Below are 19,257 nucleotides of genomic sequence, written 5' to 3'. Positions count from 1 at the left end.
GGCCTTCTTTCCGATCGTGCCCCCACCATCCCCAGCTCATTCCTTCTCATCCCCTTTATGCCGATATTGACACGGACAGCAATATGATATACGTATTGAAACATCAAATACGTATTGCTAATTCAAGGAGTCTATTATGGCCAAAAAGGTGACTATCAGCATCCCCGATATGCTGCATGAACAGCTGGAAAAGTGGCGAGAATCGTTCAACCTCTCGAAAATGTTTCAAGATGCGGTGAGTGAGGCGATCCAACGAAAGGAGGATTTTCAAAAACGCATCCGCGAGGATCTCGATCTCGGGCAAATTATCGAACGATTACGCCGGGAAAAGATGCAATCCCAGGGCAACTATCTGGAGACCGGCAAAAAAGACGGAATCCTCTGGGCGAAGACCGCCCATTACGACCACCTCCAGTACGCCTTGCACTGGACGAATCTCGACAATGCCGCCAAAGACGGAATTCTCGGCCATTATTTCACTGAAGTCTTCACCCTGAACCACTTTAAGGAGGGCGATACGTATTCGAGTTCGGAATACGTCCTCAATTACCTTAAAGGCTGGAAGCAGGGCATTGACTATTTCTGGGCGGAGATCAAGGAAAAACTCTAGGGGCATTGAAGGTGCCGCCTCAGTTCGATGTATTGAAGGGCAAGGGAGAAACAAGTAGATGACAGCGGAACAGTATATTTTAGGAATTGACGTTGGGTCGGTCAGCGCAGGCTTTGTTGTGGTTGACAGCCAGAGACGCATTCTTCACAAGGGCTATGCCGCCCACCACGGAAATGTCTCCGCCACCCTCCGCCGGCTCCTGGAGGTCGTGGATCTTGGCGAGATAGGCTTTGTCGCGGCAACCGCCTCAACACCATCCTCTCTCTTTGCCCAGGCCAGATACAACAACCAGATCGCCTTCATCACCGCCGCCAAAAAACACCATCCGCAGATGCGCGGCCTGCTCGTTGTCGGCGGGGAAAAATTCAACCTGTCGACCTTCAATGCCTTCGGTAATTATCTCGGCAGTACCACCAACACCTCCTGCGCCGCCGGGACCGGCAGCTTTCTCGACCAGCAGGCCGGGCGGCTACAGCTTGCCGACAGCGCAAAACTCACGGAAATCGCCTGCAACTGCACCGGCGGCTGCCCGCAAATCGCCTCGCGCTGCGCCGTCTTTGCCAAGACCGATCTCATTCATGCCCAGCAAGAGGGCTATCAGCTTGACGAAATCAGCAACGGTCTATGCCACGGCCTAGCCAAGAATATTGTCGACACCCTGTTTTCCAGCGGGACTGCCGTTTCTGGGGAAATCGTCTTCTGCGGCGGGGTTGCCAAAAACCGGGCGGTGACCAAGCATATCGCCGAACTTACCGGCCTTTCCTTGACCGTACCCGAAAACGGCCATCTGTATGGCGCCCTTGGGGCCTGCCTGCTCCATTTAACCGAACTGCAAAACGGGCAAATCGACGGTAAGCGCCTTCATCTCGAAAGCCTCGACGATCTGTTCAATGCCGCCTCGATCCAGCCACGCCAATACTACCATCCACCTCTGCAGCTGCAGCTTTCCCAATACCCCGATTTCACAAGCCTTGACCAATATCACAGCCGTCGTGGCAAGGATGGCCTGGAAGTGGAGGTCGATATCTATCAAGACCTTGCCGGAAGGGTGGAAATTGATGCCTATCTCGGCATCGATATCGGTTCGACCAGTACCAAGGCGGTACTGGTCGACAGCGACTGCGAGGTTCTTGCCGGTTTTTACACCCGGACCGCTGGCCGGCCTCTCAGCGCCGTACAGGATATCTTCTTTGCCATTGCTGAGATTGAGGAGAAAAAGGGTCTCCGTTTTGCTATCAAACAAAGCGGTACCACCGGTTCCGGACGGAAATTCATCGGCAAATTGATCGGTGCCGATCAGATTATCGATGAAATCACCGCCCATGCCCGGGCGGCCTACCAATTGTGCCCGGAGGTGGATACGATCATCGAGATCGGCGGCCAGGACGCCAAATTTACCACCATGAAGAATGGCCGGGTAACCTTTTCGACCATGAACAGCGTCTGCGCCGCCGGGACCGGCTCCTTTATCGAGGAACAGGCCGCCAAACTCGGCTGCCCGGTCGACCAGTACTCGGCCCGCGCCGAAAACCTCAGCGCCCCGCTGACCAGCGACCGCTGCACGGTCTTTATGGAGCGGGATATCAACCACCTGTTGAGCGAAGGCTATAAAGTCGATGAGGTCCTCGCCGCCGCCCTCCATTCAGTGCGGGAGAACTACCTGCAGAAGGTGGCAACGGAAAAACACATCGGCAAAACCGTGCTGTTCCAAGGCGCCACCGCCAAAAACCGGGCTCTGGTTGCCGCCTTTGAGCAAGGCCTGCAGCAGCCGATCCTCGTCTCCAAATTTTGCCACCTGACCGGCGCACTCGGGACCGCTCTGATCCTCCGCGACGAAGGGCAAACAAAAACCACCTTTGCCGGCATCGGCCTGCATCAGAAGTCAATCAGCCTCAGCAACACGGTCTGCGAGCTGTGCACCAACCACTGCAAAATCAGCGTTGCCGAGGTCGATGGCCAGAAAACCGCCTACGGTTTTCTCTGCGGCCGGGATTATGAAGACCAGGCCTATGTCGCCAGACCATCGACGGCCTTCGATCTCCTGCGCGAGCGAAAGCGCCTGGGTCGCACGTCCAGGCAAACCCCGGCCAAGGGCAGCAGCTTCGTTATCGGCCTACCTGCCGCCGTATATATGGTGGAAGACATGCACCTGTGGCAGCGGTTTTTTGCCCTCTTAGGCATCGCCACCATCTCCTCGGAGTCCTCCGAAAAGGCTGCAAAAGAGGGCAAAAAACTCAGTCAGGCGGAATTCTGTGCCCCCATCGCCGCCATGCACGGCCATGCCAAGTGGCTTCTCGACCGAGCCGATTACGTTTTTATGCCCATTTATCTGGAAAACAAGGTGAAAAGCGGCCGTCGGCAATACTGTTATTACAGCCAGTTTCTACCCTCTCTGACCGCCGGTTTGCAGGCGGAGGACGATGGGCGGTTTCTCCGGCCGGTAATAAAATACCTGTACACGCCGTTTCATACCAAGATGCAGCTGTACAGAATGCTGCAGGGCATTGCCCCGGGGCAATGGAACTTCTTCGAGGTTTCCTCCGCCTACGACCGCGCCATAGAGGCCGACCAGCAGTACCGGCAAGGTCTGAAAGACCTGTATACGGCGCGACTGGCAAGCAAGGAAGGCTCAGATATCAGCGTCGTCTTCGTCGGCCGCCCGTACACCCTGCTGTCCCCTTCACTGAACAATAACATCCCGGAACTTTTCAATAATCTCGGCATTGACAGCTATTTCCAGGACATGCTCAGTTACAACGCTGACGACCTCACCACCCTGCAGCCCCTGCTCGAAGAGATCCATTGGGAATATGCGGCGAAGATCCTTGAGGCAGCGACGGTTATCGCATCAACCCCGGGTGTGTATCCGGTATTTGTCACCTCCTTCAAATGCTCACCCGACTCCTTTACCGTCGAGTATTTCAAGAAGATCATGGACCGGCACGGTAAACCCTATCTCATCCTGTCGCTTGATGGCCACGATTCGAGCGTCGGCTATGAAACGCGCATCGAGGCCGCCATCCGCGCCTTCCGCAACCACCGCGACCAGGGAACCGGAACGGAGCCGCTGCCGGTCACCTACCACAGCCTCAACCCGCAGCCGGCCGGTGCGCTTACCGGTAAACATGTTCTCTTCCCCAACTGGGACCACATTACCTGCAGTCTCCTCACCGCCACCCTAAAACGCGAAGGTTTCGACACCTATCTCCTTGAGGAGACGGAGCAGACGATCCGCGAGAGTCTGCGCCACAATTCCGGTCAGTGTATCCCGCTCAACGCCATCGCCGAGGACTGCATGGCCTTTATCAGGAAAAATCGGCTCAATCCGGGGGATTGCGTCCTGTGGCTGAACTATTCGACCATGGCCTGCAACATCCGTTTGTACCCGCACCATATCAAGCAGATCTTTATCGACCAGGGCAGCGGCATGGAGCATATCACCGTTTATCAAGGCGATATATCATTTTCGGACATCTCCATCAGGGCAGCGAAAAATGCCTATTTTGCCTACATGCTCGGCGGAATGCTGCAGAAGGTCGTCTGCAAGGTCCGCCCCTACGAAACCGAAAAAGGCCGAACCGACAAAATCCTGAGTAAAAGTATCAAGGTCCTCGCCGATGCCTTTATGGGCAAACGGCCCATCGAAAAGACCCTCGACGAGATCGTCTGCCAGTTCGAGTGGATTGAAACCGCCGGCCGGCCCCGTCCGAAGGTGGCAATCTTCGGCGACCTCTATTCCCGCGACAACCAGGTCATGAATCAAGACCTGATCCGCTTTATCGAGGCGAACGGCGGCGAGGTGGTCACCACCCCCTACAGCGAATTCTGCAAGATGATTGCTCGCAGTTACTTCCGTAAGTGGTTTAACGAGGGGAAATATCTCGATTATCTGACCGGCAAGGCCCTCCTCACCACCATGGGTGCCATGGAAAAAAGCTGCGCAAAAATTCTCGGCCGGATACTTGACGGCCCGGAGCCCAGCTATACCGACGAGCCGGAGGAAATCCTGGCCAGGTACCATATTTCCGTTGAAAATACCGGGGAGTCAATGGACAACATCCTGAAAATCCATTACCTTACCAAACATTATCCGGATCTGTCGCTGCTCGTTCAGGCAAGCCCTGCCCTGTGCTGCGCCTCACTCATCACCGAGGCGATGAAGGCGCGGATAGAAAAACACACAGGAATTCCCGTCGTCTCGGTAACCTATGACGGAACTGGCGGATGCAAGAACGAGATCATCGCCCCCTATCTCAAATATCCGCGGCTGGCCGGAACGGCAGAAATCCCGGCAGTCTTGGGACGGGGGGCACACTGAGAATAGTGGCAGGTGCTCCGGCCATTGCCGGAAGTCGATGCGCTTTGTTTTCAGGGTCTTGACTCTCCGCTCGGGACATGCGATACCTTTCTCAGGTACCTTTCCCTGCACCTCGGGAAGATAGCATGAAAACACACTTCTCTCACTTCGCGGAGGCAGCATGAACTTTCTCGACGCACTCTACCTCGAAAAAACCATGCCCGGCAGTTCGACCGGCACACAATGGCTGACCAATAAGGGCAGAAAGAAGATTACCGCCATCTCCCCGGTTGACGGCGAGGCCTTCGCCAACATCATCAAGGCCACCCCCAGCGATTACGAGCAGGTCATGGCCGAAGCGGCCAAGGTTTTTCCCCTCTGGCGAGCCACACCGGCACCAAAGCGGGGTGAGATCGTCCGGCAGATCGGCCTGCGGCTGCGCGATTTCAAACTGCCGCTCGGTACCCTCATCTCCCATGAAACCGGCAAGTCCCTGCAGGAAGGTCTCGGCGAGGTGCAGGAGGTAATCGATATCTGCGATTACTGCATCGGCCAATCACGCATGCTCTACGGCATGACAACCGTCTCCGAGCGGCCAGACCACCGTCTCTTTGAACAATATCATCCCCTTGGAGTTGTAGCGATTATCACCGCCTTTAACTTTCCGGTGGCGGTCTGGGGCTGGAACGCGATGATTGCCGCCATCTGCGGCGACGTCACGGTATGGAAACCGTCGTCGAAGGCCTGCGTTTCGGCCATTGCCGTACAAAAGATCATCGCCAGGGTTCTGGAACAGAACGGTCTGCCGGAGGGCATCTTCTCCCTGGTCATCGGCGACCGGGGCAGCATCGGTGACAAGATTGTCAGCGACCGGCGCATTCCCCTGGTTTCCTTTACCGGCTCGGTGGATTCGGGCCGGGGTGTCGCGGCAAAGGTCGGCCAGCGCCTCGGCAGAACCATCCTCGAACTGGGCGGCAACAATGCCATCATCATCACCGAGCACGCCGACCTGCGTCTAGCGGTGCCGGCGGTGGTTTTCGGGGCAGTCGGCACCGCCGGGCAGCGCTGCACCACCACCAGACGTCTGCTCGTCCATGAATCGCGCTATGAAGAGGTCAAGGCCCAGCTGTGCCGGGCCTACGGTTCGCTGAAAATCGGCAATCCCCTCCTTGAGGCAAACCACCTCGGCCCCCTCATCGACAAGGATGCAATCAAGGCCTTTCAGAAGGCCATCAAGGCGATAACCGGTCAGGGCGGCACGATTCTTTTCGGCGGCAATGTCCTGAAGGGCCCGGAATTTTCCTCCGGCTGCTATGTCGAACCGACCCTTGCCGAGGTTCCCGGCCATCTGCCCATCGTCTGCAAGGAGACCTTCGCCCCGATCCTCTACCTTCTCCGCTACGGGGGTGGCGTGGAAAATGCCATCGCCCTGAACAATGAGGTTGATCAGGGCCTCTCTTCGGCAATCTTCAGCACCAATCTCCAGGAGGTCGAGACATTTCTTTCGGCGCGCGGCTCCGACTGCGGCATCGCCAATGTCAACATCGGCACCTCCGGGGCCGAGATCGGCGGGGCCTTTGGTGGCGAAAAAGACACCGGCGGCGGCCGCGAATCCGGCTCGGATGCCTGGAAGGCCTATATGCGCCGGCAAACGGTGACCGTCAACTACGGCAGCGGCTTGCCTCTCGCCCAGGGCATCAAATTCGCGATAGAGGAGGACCTGTAGATGGTGATCAAAGCTCAGGATGTAAAAAAGGTAATCGGCAGGCATCTCCTGGCCGACGGCATGGATATCATCGTCGATCTTGAAAAATCAAAAGGCAGCTGGCTGGTCGACCAACGCAACGGCGACCGCTACCTCGATTGCTTTTCGATGTTCGCCTCCATGGCGGTCGGTTACAACCATGACGATCTGCTGGCCATTCAGGACAGGCTTGGCGCCGTCGCCATCCAAAAACCGGCCAATTCCGATTCCTACTCGGCACCGATGGCGGAATTTCTGCAGACCTTTGAAAAATACGCCATGCCTGCCTATCTGCCCCATGTCTTCTTCATTGAGGGCGGCACCCTGGCGGTTGAAAACGCCCTCAAGGCGGCCTTTGACTGGAAGGTAAAGAAAAACTTCGGGCACGGCTTTCAGGGAGAGATCGGCAGCAAAATCATTCACTTCCAGCAGGCCTTCCATGGCCGGTCCGGTTATACCCTATCGCTGACCAATACCGCCGACCCGCGTAAAACCAAGTACTTCCCGAAGTTTCCCTGGCCGCGGATCATCAACCCGAAACTGACCTTTCCCCTGACCGAGACAAACCTGGCGGCAGTCCGCGCTCTGGAAGAGCGTGCCCTCGCCATGATCGAGGAGCATATCGACCGGGAGGGCAGCGACATCGCCGGACTGATCATCGAACCGATTCAAGGCGAGGGGGGCGACAACCACTTCCGCGACGAATTTTTTACGGCACTGCGCCGGATATGCGATGAAAACGAGATCCTCTTCATCATGGACGAGGTGCAAACCGGTATCGGCCTTACCGGCAAATTCTGGGCCCACGAGCACTTTAGCTGCAGACCGGATATCATCTCCTTCGGCAAGAAAACCCAGGTGTGCGGCATCCTCGCCTCATCGCGTCTCGACGAGGTGAGGGACAACGTCTTCACCGAACCGAGCCGGATCAACTCGACCTTCGGCGGCAACCTCGTCGATATGGCGCGCTGTTCGGCCATCCTGAAAATTATTGACAAGGAACGGCTCGTTGACAATGCCCGGCTGCGCGGCCGGGAACTGCTGCAGGGTCTGGAGAATTTATGCAGTGAATTCCCGGATATCATCAGCAATGCTAGGGGCCTCGGACTGATGTGCGCCTTTGATCTCGCCGACGCGCAAAAACGCAACACCTTCCGAGCCAAGATGTTGCGGGAGAAACTGATCGTCATCGGCTGTGGCTCAAGCAGTATCAGGTTCCGGCCACATCTGATCATCACCAGGGAGGAGGTTGCGATGGTCCTGCAGATCATCCGGTCCATTCTCCTGAAAATGCACCATAAACCCGCAACGATGAAAACCGCAAAGGGCAAATAAATGACAGTACCAACAGAAATGACCGACTTCATGGGCATGGCCGGGCTCCTCAGCGACGAGGAAAAACTGGTGCAACAAACCGCCAGGGAATTCGTCAACCGGGAGGTCATCCCCATTATCGATAGCTATGCCCAGGAGGAGAAATTCCCCGCCCACCTGGTGAAGATCATGGGCGGCCTGGGCTTTCTCGGCCCGACCCTGCCGGAGGAGTATGGTTGCGCCGGACTCTCCAACGTTGCCTACGGCATCCTTATGTACGAACTGGAACGCGGCGATTCAGCGATCCGCAGTTTCGCCTCGGTGCAGGGTTCGCTGGTCATGTATCCGATCTATACCTACGGCAGTCCCGAGCAAAGAAGCTACTGGCTGCCGAAGATGGCGGCAGGCGAGGCAATCGGCTGTTTCGGGCTGACCGAACCCGATTTCGGCTCAAACCCATCCGGCATGCGGACCCGCGCCATCCGCAACGATAACGGCACCTGGACCATCAACGGCACCAAGATGTGGATCACCAACGGCAGCATCGCCGATGTTGCCATAATCTGGGCGGCAACCGATGCAGGGGTGCGCGGCTTTCTCGTGCCGAAGGACACCCCCGGCTTTACCACCGTGCGCATGAAGGGTAAATGGAGCCTCCGGGCCTCGGTGACCTCCGAGCTAATTCTCGACAATGTCGTCGTCGACGAGCAAGAATCGCTGTTGCCGGAAGCGAAAGGACTGAAGGGGCCGCTCAGTTGCCTGACCCAGGCCCGCTACGGCATCGCCTGGGGGGCTCTGGGCGCGGCCGACAACTGCTACCAGACCGCTCTGGCCTACGCCCTGCAGCGTATCCAATTTGACAAACCTATTGCCGGCTTTCAGTTGCAGCAGAAGAAACTGGCGGAGATGGTGACGGAGCTGACCAAGGGTCAACTGCTGGCTCTGCAGCTCGGAAGGTTAAAGGATGCCGGTACCTACAGCCCGGCCCAGGTGTCCATGGCCAAGATGAACAATGTGCAGATCGCCATGGAGATTGCCAGGACCGCCAGGACCATGCTCGGCGCCAACGGCATCATGGGCGAATATCCGATCATGCGGCATATGAACAACCTCGAATCGGTGTATACATACGAGGGCACCCATGATATGCATACCCTGATCATCGGCGAGAAAGTCACCGGGATCGCCGCCTATCGCTAGCACCCGGCGGTGTCTAGCCTGCGGCTTTCCCGCACCGCGGTAATGCTGGCATGCAGGGCAATGATTGCCGTATCCACCTTGAGAATCCTCTCGCCGAGGGTACAGCAGGAAAAGCCCTGCTCGCGAAACTTGCCTATCTCGAAATCGACCCAGCCGCCCTCCGGACCAACGGCCAGGAGAACCCGTCCTGAATGCCTGCCGGCCATATCGACCAGCCGGTGTTCACCGCCTGGGTCGGCAACAAGGCGATCACCATAATTCCCAGTCAGGGCCGGGCAGAAATCCTCGATAAATGGCTTGAATTTCGGGTGCAGGCGAATTTCCGGCAGGCGAGTATCGACCGCCTGTTCCAGGCCATGCAGGAGATGGGGCCGATATTCCTCCGGAGCCAGCAGGCCCGCCTCCCAGAAACTTTTTTCCACCCGATTGGCATTGACCAGGTGAATGCTTCCAACACCCAGGGCGGTGACCTGGCTGAGCACCCGTTTCAACATGATCGGCCGGGGCAGGGCGAGGATGAGGTCAAGGGGCGGCAGTTGTCCTGGGGGTTCGTTCAATTCGAGGCGCAGGGTCGCCTGGAAGGGAAATTTTTTCTCCAGGGCAAGCAAGGTACCGTAGCCCTTCAGGCCATTGATGACACCGACCCGCAGTCTGTCACCGACCTCCGAGCGTAATACCTTAACGATATGTTCAGCGCGGCCATCAGCGAGGGTCAGCAGATCGCCCTCCACCTCCGCCGCCTCAGCCAGAATTATATTCATTGCCTACCCCAACTTTGCAGGATTCCCATTTTTTGCTATTACCGGTTGAATTTCTTGCATTTGCAGGAGGAATTCCTTTAAGGTGAAAAGCCAATCAACCTTGAGGCCTTTTTCCTATGTTCCTACTCTATAATATTGTCCAGTTCGCCTTTCTACTGGTTTTTTCACCACTTCTCATCCTCTTTGTCCTGTGCAGCAACAAATACCGCGATCGCGTTCCGGCCCGGCTCGGTGCCGGACTTGGCAAAAAACTCACACGTGGTCAGGGCGGGGGCAGGACAATCTGGGTGCACGCCCTGTCGGTGGGCGAGGTAACCTCGGCGGTGCCCTTGATTCGTGGTCTTCGTGCCACGTATCCTGATCATCGCATTGTCGTGACAGCAACCACCCGTACCGGCAAGCAGGTTGCCGACAACCTGCTCGGCCAGCTCGCCGATTACATCCTCGACAGCCCCCTCGACCTGCTGCCGGTGGTGCACCTCTTTATCCGGCATATCCGCCCCGATCTCTTCATCCTCGTCGAAACCGACTTCTGGCCGAACATCCTCGCCTGCCTGCACGACCGTGGAACCCCCTGCATTCTTGTCAACGGCCGGATGTCGGCGAAATCCATGGCTCGCTATCAGCGGCTGCATTTCTTTTTTGCCCCGATGTTTCGCTGCTTTGCCTTCCTCGGCATGCAAACGCAGCGTGACCGGGAGAAAATGCAGCAACTCGGTCTTGCCCCGGAAAAACTACCGATACTCGGCAATCTGAAGTACGCCACCCGGCCGGAGGAAAAACCCGGGGCGATGCCCGGTGAACACCGCCACCTCATGCCGGATAACCGTATCCTGTTTCTCGCGGGCTCCACCCACCTGGGAGAAGAGGAAATCCTCATCCGCTGCTATGTAAGGCTGCGCGCCACTTATCCCAAGCTTTTCCTGATAATCGCTCCGCGCGATCCCAACCGGGCTGTGGAGATTGCCGGCCTGGCAGCAAATCACGGACTGCAGGTATCTCTGCGATCCACGGATCATTTCCGCCCGTCCGACATGTTTATCCTCGACAGCATCGGCGAACTCATCGAGTTCTACGCCCTTGCCGATCTTGCCTTTGTCGGCGGCAGCCTGGTGGCAAAGGGCGGCCACAACCCGGTCGAACCGGCATCCATGGCCATTCCGGTGCTTTTCGGGCCGTATATGGAGGACTTCTGCGAAATCGCCGCCTCGCTGATACAGACCGGCGGAGCCAGGGAGATCCGCGATGAAAAAAACTTGCAGAAGTGTCTCGGAGAAATCCTCGCCGATCAGGAGCTTCGTATCCGCATGGGCAGGGCCGCGCAAGATTGCATCGTCTCTAATCACGATATAATCGACAAACACATTGAACTGATTAAGAAAATTCTTTGAGACATCCGGCCTCGCATATTTCTGACCATCTCCTGGTGTACCTGACCCTGGCCTTCATCTCAGGCATTGCCGTGGCCGCACACTTCAGTATGACGGCTGGGGCCATTTCCTTCCTGGCTGCCGGTCTGTTTTGTTTTCTGGTATTGCTCGCTGTGCTGCATTATTTCCACAAACAGCAAACTGTCCTCTGTTCCCTGCCGCTGTTGCTTGCCGCCCTCGGTTTTCTCCACGCCCAGACCGCCCTGCAACTTCCCCGAGAAGACACCCATATATACCACCGCATAACCGAAAAGACCGAGGCGGTAGTGACCGGAACCCTGGCCGGCCTGATTGAATTCGATGGAAAAACCAGCCAGATGCTCCTTGATGCCGAATATATCCGCTTTCGCGAGTCGCCCGAGCTCCAGCCCACCGCCGGAAAAATCATCCTGAATTTTCCAGGGCCTATTCCCAAGCCCCTGATGCCGGGAGACTCCCTGGTGGTCCGCACCGACCTCAAACGCCCTGACAGCTTTAAGACACCGGGGGCCTTTGACTATGCTCAGCACCTGGCTCGTAACGATATCTGGATAAGCGGTTTTGTCCGCTCCCCCTTCTTTGTCGAGACCCTCGACGAAGAACACGGCCTCCTCCATACCCTGTACTATCTGCCGGAGCGAGTGCGCAGCCGCATCGGCGAACATATTGATAAGGCCGTACCGCCCGAATTAAGCGGGATATACCGGGCCATCCTGATCGGTGACGCATCGCGGATCGACGAGACCACCCTCGAAGCGTTCAAGGGCAGCGGGACCTTTCATATCCTGAGTATTTCCGGCCTGCACATGACCATCATCGGTACCCTTCTCTACGCCGCCCTGTACTGGCTCCTCAGCCGTTCGGAGCGGCTTCTCTTTTGCTATCCCGTCCGCAAATGGGCGGCTTTTCTCTGCCTGCCGGTATTGCTCGGCTATGGCCTGCTTGCCGGCCTGAACGCCCCGGTTTTCCGCGCAGTTATAATGAGTTGCATAGTTATTGTCGCCATCTGCACCGACCGACCGAAATCCCCGTCCGCCCTTCTGGCCTTTGCGGCCTTGATTATTCTCGCAGTTGATCCACTGGCCCTGTTCGGTGCCTCTTTTCAGCTGTCCTTTGTCGCGACCATGGCCATTCTTTTTCTCTTCCCGGTGTTGAAAAAGCTCCTCTTCCCTAACGAACCGGCCTCACCTCCCAAAACCTTCAAACAGCGCACATGGAATTGGCTGATCGCCGGCCTGCTGATCTCCGTTGCCGCGACACTGGCAACCGCCCCCATCACCCTGTACGCTTTTAACCGCTTTTCCCCCATTGGCATTGTCGCCAATCCCTTTGTCGAGCCGCTGATCTGCCTATGGAGCCTGCCCTGCGGCTTTCTCGCTCTGCCCTTCATGTATTTCCACGCGGAGGTAAGCGCCTGGTTGCTGCAGGTCGGTGCTCTGGGATTGCGTGCCGCGGTGCAGGGAACGACCTTTTTCGCCGACCTCCCCTTGTCGACCCTGTGGCTGCCGTCACCGCCCATCTGGCTGATGGCCGGATACTACGCAGGACTGCTGTTCTGTTTGCTTCCGGGAAACATGAACAGGCGGTGGTCGTGGTTTTCAGCCCTACTAACATCTGCTTGTTTGGCCTTGATGCTCTACCCCCATGCCTTGTTGCGGAACAAGGTCAGCGACTCTTTACGGGTAAGCCTTCTCGATGTCGGCCAGGGCAGTGCCAGCCTCGTCGAATTTCCATCGGGAATGAAGATTCTCATTGATGGTGGAGGATCTTCCATGGCGACCCGCAGCGTCGGTGAACGCATAATCGCTCCCTACTTGTGGCGCAGAGGTATTCAACACCTTGCTGCGGTGATTGTCACCCACCCCGACGCCGATCATTACAACGGCATCGATTTCATCCTCAAACACTTTTCACCAGGGCAACTCTGGGTCAGGGACAAACACGGTCATGATGACAATTTCAGAAACCTGATCGCCCTGGCGGAGGAGCTGGAAATACCTGTCGTCATCCCTGGAGATGGTGCATTGCTGGGAAATGGCCCTTTTACCGAACGGGTCGAATGCGTTGCCAATCTTTCAATTGCCGATACAACCGCAGCTCCCAAAAAATCTCGTGGCGAGGGTAATACAGGTCTTATTATCAAAGCCTGTTCTGGACAATATTGCGCGCTTTTTCCCGGCGACATCGGACGGGCCGAAGAACGTTCCCTGATCGATCAGGGGTATAACCTGAAAGCCGACATCCTCCAAGCCCCGCACCACGGATCGATTACCTCTAACTCGCCGGAGTTTCTTGCGGCCGTGGCGCCAAGTCATCTATTGGTATCTGCCGGAGCAAACAGTCAAGGCCACTTTCCCCACAGCCACCTGCAAGATGATTGCCGCGAAAAAGGAATTTCCCTCCTGACAACCTCACAACGGGGCACTCTGGAAACACAGCTTGGCAGCGGAGGCCCACGGATCCTTGGCTACGCCAAAAGGCAGGACAACCCCATTAACCCCTATGAACCGGTTATAATACGTGAAAAACGCTAAATCGGTGATTTAAGATGGAGGAGACAGAAACCTGTCGGAGCGGGAAACCACTCCCGCCCCGCAATTCTTCTTGGCAGACGAAGCTTAGACCTCTGTGAAATCGGACGGCGCTCTCTTCAGGTATTTCAAGAACTTCGCCTTCTCGACAGAGTTCGAGTAGGCATCATTTGGATCGATCATTTTCTTTTCAAGGAGATACATGATCGCATCGTCGAGGGTTTGCATGCCGTATTTCTTGCCGGTCTGCATGGTAGACAGGATTTGATAAGTCTTGCCTTCACGAATAAGATTGCGCACGGCCGGTGTGGCAATGAGGATCTCCAGGGCGGCGCAGCGACCTTTGACATCGATCCTTTTAAAGAGCGTTTGTGATACGACTGCCTTCAGGGCGTCGGCCAGGGTCGAACGCACCTGCCCCTGCTGGTTTGCCGGAAAGATCTCAATGATACGATCCACCGTTTTCATAGCGTTGATGGTATGCAGGGTCCCGAACACCAGATGGCCGGTCATGGCCGCCTCCATGGCTAGAGAGATCGTTTCCAGATCGCGCATCTCGCCGACCATGATGATATCCGGGTCTTCACGCAACGCCCCGCGAAGTGCCGCGGCAAAACTCTTGGTGTGGGACCCAACCTCACGGTGATTTATGATACATTTCTGACTTTTATGAACAAATTCGATCGGGTCTTCGATGGTCAGGATATGGTCTTTACGGTTCTTGTTGCATTCATCGACAATGGCCGCAAGGGTCGTCGATTTACCGGAACCGGTAGGTCCGGTGACCAGTACCATTCCCTTCGGTAAATGGCCGAGACGGGCAATGACTGGCGGCAGACCAAGCTGCTCAACCGTCATGATCTCGCTGGGGATTTCCCGAAAGACTGCGCCAATACCGTATTTTTGCTGAAAGTAATTGCAGCGATAACGGGCAAGACCGGGAATCTCATAACCAAAATCGATATCCCCGGTTTCTTCAAAGAGTTTGATTTTTTCTTCCGGACAGATCTCATACAACATGGCGCGAAGCTCATCGTTGCCCATTTTCTTAAACTTGACCCGCTCCATATCCCCGCGAATCCGGAGAAGTGGTTGCTGCCCTGATACCATATGCAGATCGGAGGCCCCTTCGTCATTCATCAGCTTAAAAAAACCATCTATCTGAGCCATATCATTCTCCGAATTTCAATTAAACCATCGATAATTCCAGTGCGGCGCCGAACTTTTCCTTTCAATAGGAAGCCAAACGACCGCCGGTGCAAGCATCGACCATGTGAAGGCCATCTGCCAGCAGTGTATCTTGGATCAAGACAACAAGTCCAGGCTAAAAATCTCCACCCGGACAAGGTGCCGACGAGGACAGAATGACTTCCACCTTAAAAAGGATTTTTCTCTAAACCTCCTCAGAAAGCCGGCAAAAGCCGCCTGCAACCCACCAGCCTTGTGACAATCGGTTTACCACCTAGTTTCTGACAAATATTTCCTGAAAATTCAAGGGGAAATTAACTTATTCCTGGGTTTTCCTGGCAACCGGCTGGCGGTTACTTTTCACGTAAGCCTCGTTTTGCTTCAGCATACATTTCCGGCTGGCCATCGTCCTGTCTCAGGGCCTTTTCAAACCAGTTTCCTGCCCTGTTATGTAGACCCTCTTGCGCAAAGCTCCTACCAAGTAAAAGTTGGGCCTTCATCCTGCTTTTTTTACTTTTCAAACACCGGTAGAGATTTTCTCGTGCCTGCCTTACCTTACCGCAGCGGAGTTGCACCTCGGCAAGATTGCATCTATAGAGGAGATTGCCAGGCTCCAGTTCGACGCTCTTCTGGCACAAGGCAAGGGCAATCTCATCACCCTCGCCTTCCTGAAAATATACCTTGCCAAGAAGATCCATGGCCCGGTCATCGAATTCATTAAATTGTAGCGCCCGCTGCAGTTCGACCATGGCCCGGCGATTATCACCTAAACCATGACAGGCTTTACCGATGAAAAAATGTACCCTCCCCGCTCTTGCCGTCCTTTGGTTTTTTTCCTGCCAAGGCAGCAGATATTCGAGGGCCTGGCGATGTTCACCCAGATCGCAGGCAAGTCCTCCCAGCTGCAACTTCAAATCGTCGAGCATGCTAACTTCGGCGTCTTCGGCGTCGTAGTGTTGCACAGCCTTTTCAAGATATTGATACGCCTCTTTCTTACGCCCCTTCCCTTGTTCCGCAAGGCCTAAATTATAAAGGGCCATGAAATTGCGGCTGTCGATGGCTAAAGCATTTTCAAAGCTCTGCATAGCTGGGACAAACTTGTCCATCATCACCAAAGCAACCCCTAAGCTGTTATGCAGATTGACATTTTGCCAATCAAATTTCAGCCCTCTTTTATACTCCCGAACAGCCCTCGCCAAATCGCCATCGCCAAAATAGCTGTCACCACTGATATTCAGACTCACCGAATCAAAGACCACGGCAGTCGGCTCACCGAAAAATGAGGCATGCAGGAGGGCTTTTTGACAATTGAGAAGTGTCTCGGATTTCTTAAAATCGCTGCAGGGATAATACGCCAATCCGGCAGAAACCCTATTCCCCTGGGCTGCAGCTCTGGCTTGGTCAAGAATTCTCTTTGCCCAGGTCAAGGTCGTGACAGCTTCAGCGCCTTCAAAAAATACCAGAACATCGCTGTTCGATACCAGGACTACCCCTTGATCAATAAAAGGCAGTACGACGTCCTTCGCTTCCCCCACTCCGGAAAGATCCCGAAGATGGACGACACTAAAAGACTGGCAATGCCGGACCAATCTCCCTAACCGACGGACGAGATTGGGATCCGGCGCAACCAAGGCATGCTGCTCCGGATGGGTCAGACGGTTATAATCACAAAAACTGAAGGGTCCGCGTTTTTGTGCATGGCCGAGGGCAGTCCAAGCCTCATCGAGAAGATTTTGCGCCGGCACGTTTTCGTTCTCACCTGCCTGAAAGATCGAACAACTCGATCCAACATGGACTTTATGACAACCCTCGCGTTTTAAATAAGAGACCAGAGCACTCTCCACTTCCGACTTTTCTACACCTTCCTTGCAGGGCAAAACTAGGGCAAATGTCGACTGCCCAATGGCATGCAGGACGGAGTCGCCCTGGATAAAGTTGCGAATCGAGGTCGCACACTTTTGAGCATATCTGACAACATACTGAAAAGACGTCCTTTTAGGGGGAAGTTCAATGAGAACAAGATGCAGACCTTTCGCTTGCCCGACACCCTCCAGAAGAGAACACAGGTTCCACAGGTTGAGGAGACCGGTATGGACATCCACTCGGGCTTCTTTTAAAAGAATAAACTCCCGTTCAACAGCCGACCTTGTTTCTTCCAGCCAATCTTCCCTCACCTTCCCTAAGAATAAGGGATCAGCCCCACGTACAGTGGCGATAAACTGCCGGCCGTCCCTGAGTGGAAAGGACAGCAGCAGATTCTGCTCGTGGATAGCAAAGAATTTCCCTCCATTTTTAAGTGCCTCGAAAATGTCGCCATTCCCATCTGGAGAAGAAGTAGCCGTTGCATGCTCGGTTCGAAGATCATCGACATCAGCAAAATAAATGGTTTTGGCCGTAGGGAGCCGTTTCTTCAGAATCTCCGCAAAGCTTTGCGAAAACCGAGAAAAATCCTCGGCTATCAAGCCCCGATAATTGGCCAGAATAGGAAAGGAATCAGTCACCGCTTGCCTCAGTGTTAAATAATTCATCAAGTAAGGTCACCAGATCGCCAATCTCCCGCTCCTGAATAGTTCGAACATCAAGAAGAAATCGATCATTTTCAATACGCCCAATAATCGGGATGGTCAGCCTTCGAAGCATTGCCTCAAAGGTATTGAGGGTCATCGCTGCCGGCTCCAAAGCGATTGCCCAGCTGCCGATACTAAATTCCGGCAAGGCCCCGCCGCCGACTCGGGACACTGTCGGAATGGTAGCTACCCGGCACTTCTCCCCAAGTTTTTTCGTTAACCGGCGAGCGACTCGCTGCGCCCGTTTTTTCAACTCGGCGGCAGAGGCGGTGAGCATCGCCAGTGTTGGCACGTTTTTCAGGGCCTTATCAAGGTCAAGGTATTCTCGGAGGATGCTTTCTAAGGCGGCTAAGGTAAACTTATCGATACGCAGAGCCCGATTGAGCGGATTTTTCTTTATGCGGTCAATGACATCCCTTTTCCCAACAATGATTCCAGCCTGCGGCCCGCCGAGAAGTTTGTCGCCACTGAAGGTTACAACATCGACGCCCGCATGAACAATCTGTTGAACTGTGGGTTCCTTGGGAAAACCAAACCGGGAAAAATCCACCAAACTGCCGCTCCCTAGATCTTCCATGGTGGTCAGGTTGTTCTTCCTGGCGAGGGCCACCATATCTTCTGCAGATACCTCTGAGGTAAAGCCAATGATGCGGAAATTTGAGGTATGTACTCGAAGCAGTAACGCAGTTTCTTCGGAAATAGCCCTCTCATAATCGTAGAGATGGGTTCTGTTTGTGGCGCCAACCTCGACAAGCCGGGCACCGCTCTTGACCATGATATCGGGGATTCGGAAAGAACCTCCGATTTCAACAAGTTGCCCTCGGGAAACAATAGCTTCCTTATTTTTCGTCAAGGTATCAAGGGCAATGAGGACTGCAGCGGCGTTATTGTTGACAACCAGTGCCGATTCTGCACCGGTCAAATAGCAAAGCAATTCTTCTACCAAGCTATAACGGCTTCCACGTTTGCCTGTCTCAAGGTCAAACTCAAGGTTTGAATAGTACCCACCGGCCTGGGCAAGGCTATCTGTGGCATGCTGCGTCAGAATAGAGCGACCAAGATTGGTGTGAATTACCACACCAGTGCCATTGATAACCCTTCGCAATTTGGGCCGCATTCTTTGGGCAATTTTAAATTTAAAGACATCGAGCCATTCAGGCCAACCCCGTATACCACCACTAATCTGTCCAGCCAGTATCGCTTCTCTTTCGACATCAATTGCCTCCTGGACGACTGCTTTAATCACATTTGGAGGACCTGTAATATCAGGATTATTGATTAAAAGACCTATGCACTCATCGACCTTCGGAAGGGACCTAAGTAACCTGTTTTTATCAATTTCCATATCGTTGTTGGTTTTCTATAGGATGATTGATTTTATAGATACTTGAAAGAATATTAGTAGTTGACTTGCATTTCAAATGAGTTGCCGTACATAATAGACTATTGGGAAAGAACTCAATACTTATTTTCGCTGGCCATCTTTTCTTGTTGACAAGCTTCTCCGGTTCAAGTAGTTTGCCGCGGACTTGAGCGAGGGATGATTCTGGTGTTTAGGAATAAGGCATTAGGATCATGGTTAAAAATCGTTTAGGAATGGAAGTTGAGATTTAAAGCAGGGCAAAAAAGATATTGA

The 19,257-nt window shown here is 54.7% G+C and carries 11 protein-coding genes; 7 read left to right on the top strand and 4 right to left on the bottom strand.

Translation table 11 applies throughout. The features are described from left to right. Window positions 1–136 precede the first annotated feature (136 nt). The 5 genes from OEL83_09690 to OEL83_09670 all read left to right on the top strand — a co-directional run bounded on the left by OEL83_09690 (window position 137) and on the right by OEL83_09670 (window position 9,165). Window positions 137–610, top strand: a complete 474-nt coding sequence (locus OEL83_09690) for a hypothetical protein (GenBank protein ID MDK9707311.1) — start codon at window positions 137–139, stop codon at window positions 608–610. A gap of 58 nt (window positions 611–668) precedes the next feature. Continuing rightward, window positions 669–4,928: an acyl-CoA dehydratase activase gene (locus tag OEL83_09685; protein ID MDK9707310.1), complete on the top strand. Its 4,260-nt coding sequence runs from the start codon at window positions 669–671 to the stop codon at window positions 4,926–4,928. A gap of 160 nt (window positions 4,929–5,088) precedes the next feature. Next, window positions 5,089–6,633, top strand: coding sequence for an aldehyde dehydrogenase family protein (locus OEL83_09680; GenBank protein MDK9707309.1), 1,545 nt, complete (start codon window positions 5,089–5,091; stop codon window positions 6,631–6,633). Next, window positions 6,634–7,986 carry an L-lysine 6-transaminase gene (lat, locus tag OEL83_09675; protein ID MDK9707308.1) on the top strand — a complete coding sequence of 451 codons (1,353 nt, stop codon included), beginning with the start codon at window positions 6,634–6,636 and terminating at the stop codon, window positions 7,984–7,986. Further along, window positions 7,987–9,165, top strand: a complete 1,179-nt coding sequence (locus OEL83_09670; protein ID MDK9707307.1) for an acyl-CoA dehydrogenase family protein — start codon at window positions 7,987–7,989, stop codon at window positions 9,163–9,165. It begins immediately after the preceding gene. On the opposite strand, the gene OEL83_09665 is transcribed toward OEL83_09670, so the two are convergent. After that, entirely contained in the window at window positions 9,162–9,926 is a 765-nt protein-coding gene (locus OEL83_09665; GenBank protein ID MDK9707306.1) for a 16S rRNA (uracil(1498)-N(3))-methyltransferase, read from the bottom strand. The two genes, OEL83_09670 and OEL83_09665, sit on opposite strands and share 4 nt — an antisense overlap. A 116-nt stretch (window positions 9,927–10,042) precedes the next feature. Here OEL83_09665 and OEL83_09660 point away from each other — a divergent pair, with 116 nt between their 5' ends. Both OEL83_09660 and OEL83_09655 read left to right on the top strand, forming a co-directional pair. Then, window positions 10,043–11,317, top strand: a complete 1,275-nt coding sequence (locus tag OEL83_09660) for a 3-deoxy-D-manno-octulosonic acid transferase (GenBank protein ID MDK9707305.1) — start codon at window positions 10,043–10,045, stop codon at window positions 11,315–11,317. Continuing rightward, window positions 11,314–13,869, top strand: coding sequence for a DNA internalization-related competence protein ComEC/Rec2 (locus OEL83_09655; protein ID MDK9707304.1), 2,556 nt, complete (start codon window positions 11,314–11,316; stop codon window positions 13,867–13,869). The genes OEL83_09660 and OEL83_09655 overlap by 4 nt, the downstream gene beginning before the upstream one ends. A gap of 84 nt (window positions 13,870–13,953) precedes the next feature. On the opposite strand, the gene OEL83_09650 is transcribed toward OEL83_09655, so the two are convergent. The 3 genes from OEL83_09650 to selA all read right to left on the bottom strand — a co-directional run bounded on the left by OEL83_09650 (window position 13,954) and on the right by selA (window position 18,966). Further along, window positions 13,954–15,036 carry a type IV pilus twitching motility protein PilT gene (locus OEL83_09650; GenBank protein MDK9707303.1) on the bottom strand — a complete coding sequence of 361 codons (1,083 nt, stop codon included), beginning with the start codon at window positions 15,034–15,036 and terminating at the stop codon, window positions 13,954–13,956. 371 nt (window positions 15,037–15,407) lie between these two features. Then, the gene (locus tag OEL83_09645; GenBank protein ID MDK9707302.1) at window positions 15,408–17,582 is read right to left on the bottom strand and encodes a tetratricopeptide repeat protein; all 2,175 of its coding nucleotides are present in this window, start codon (window positions 17,580–17,582) and stop codon (window positions 15,408–15,410) included. Then, window positions 17,548–18,966: an L-seryl-tRNA(Sec) selenium transferase gene (gene selA, locus OEL83_09640; protein ID MDK9707301.1), complete on the bottom strand. Its 1,419-nt coding sequence runs from the start codon at window positions 18,964–18,966 to the stop codon at window positions 17,548–17,550. The genes OEL83_09645 and selA overlap by 35 nt, the downstream gene beginning before the upstream one ends. Window positions 18,967–19,257: the final 291 nt, after the last annotated feature.

It is taken from the genome of Desulforhopalus sp. (genome assembly GCA_030247675.1).
Classification (GTDB): domain Bacteria; phylum Desulfobacterota; class Desulfobulbia; order Desulfobulbales; family Desulfocapsaceae; genus Desulforhopalus_A.
The sequence above is the reverse complement of the archived record's forward strand: the minus strand, read 5'-3'. Positions and strand labels throughout refer to the sequence as shown.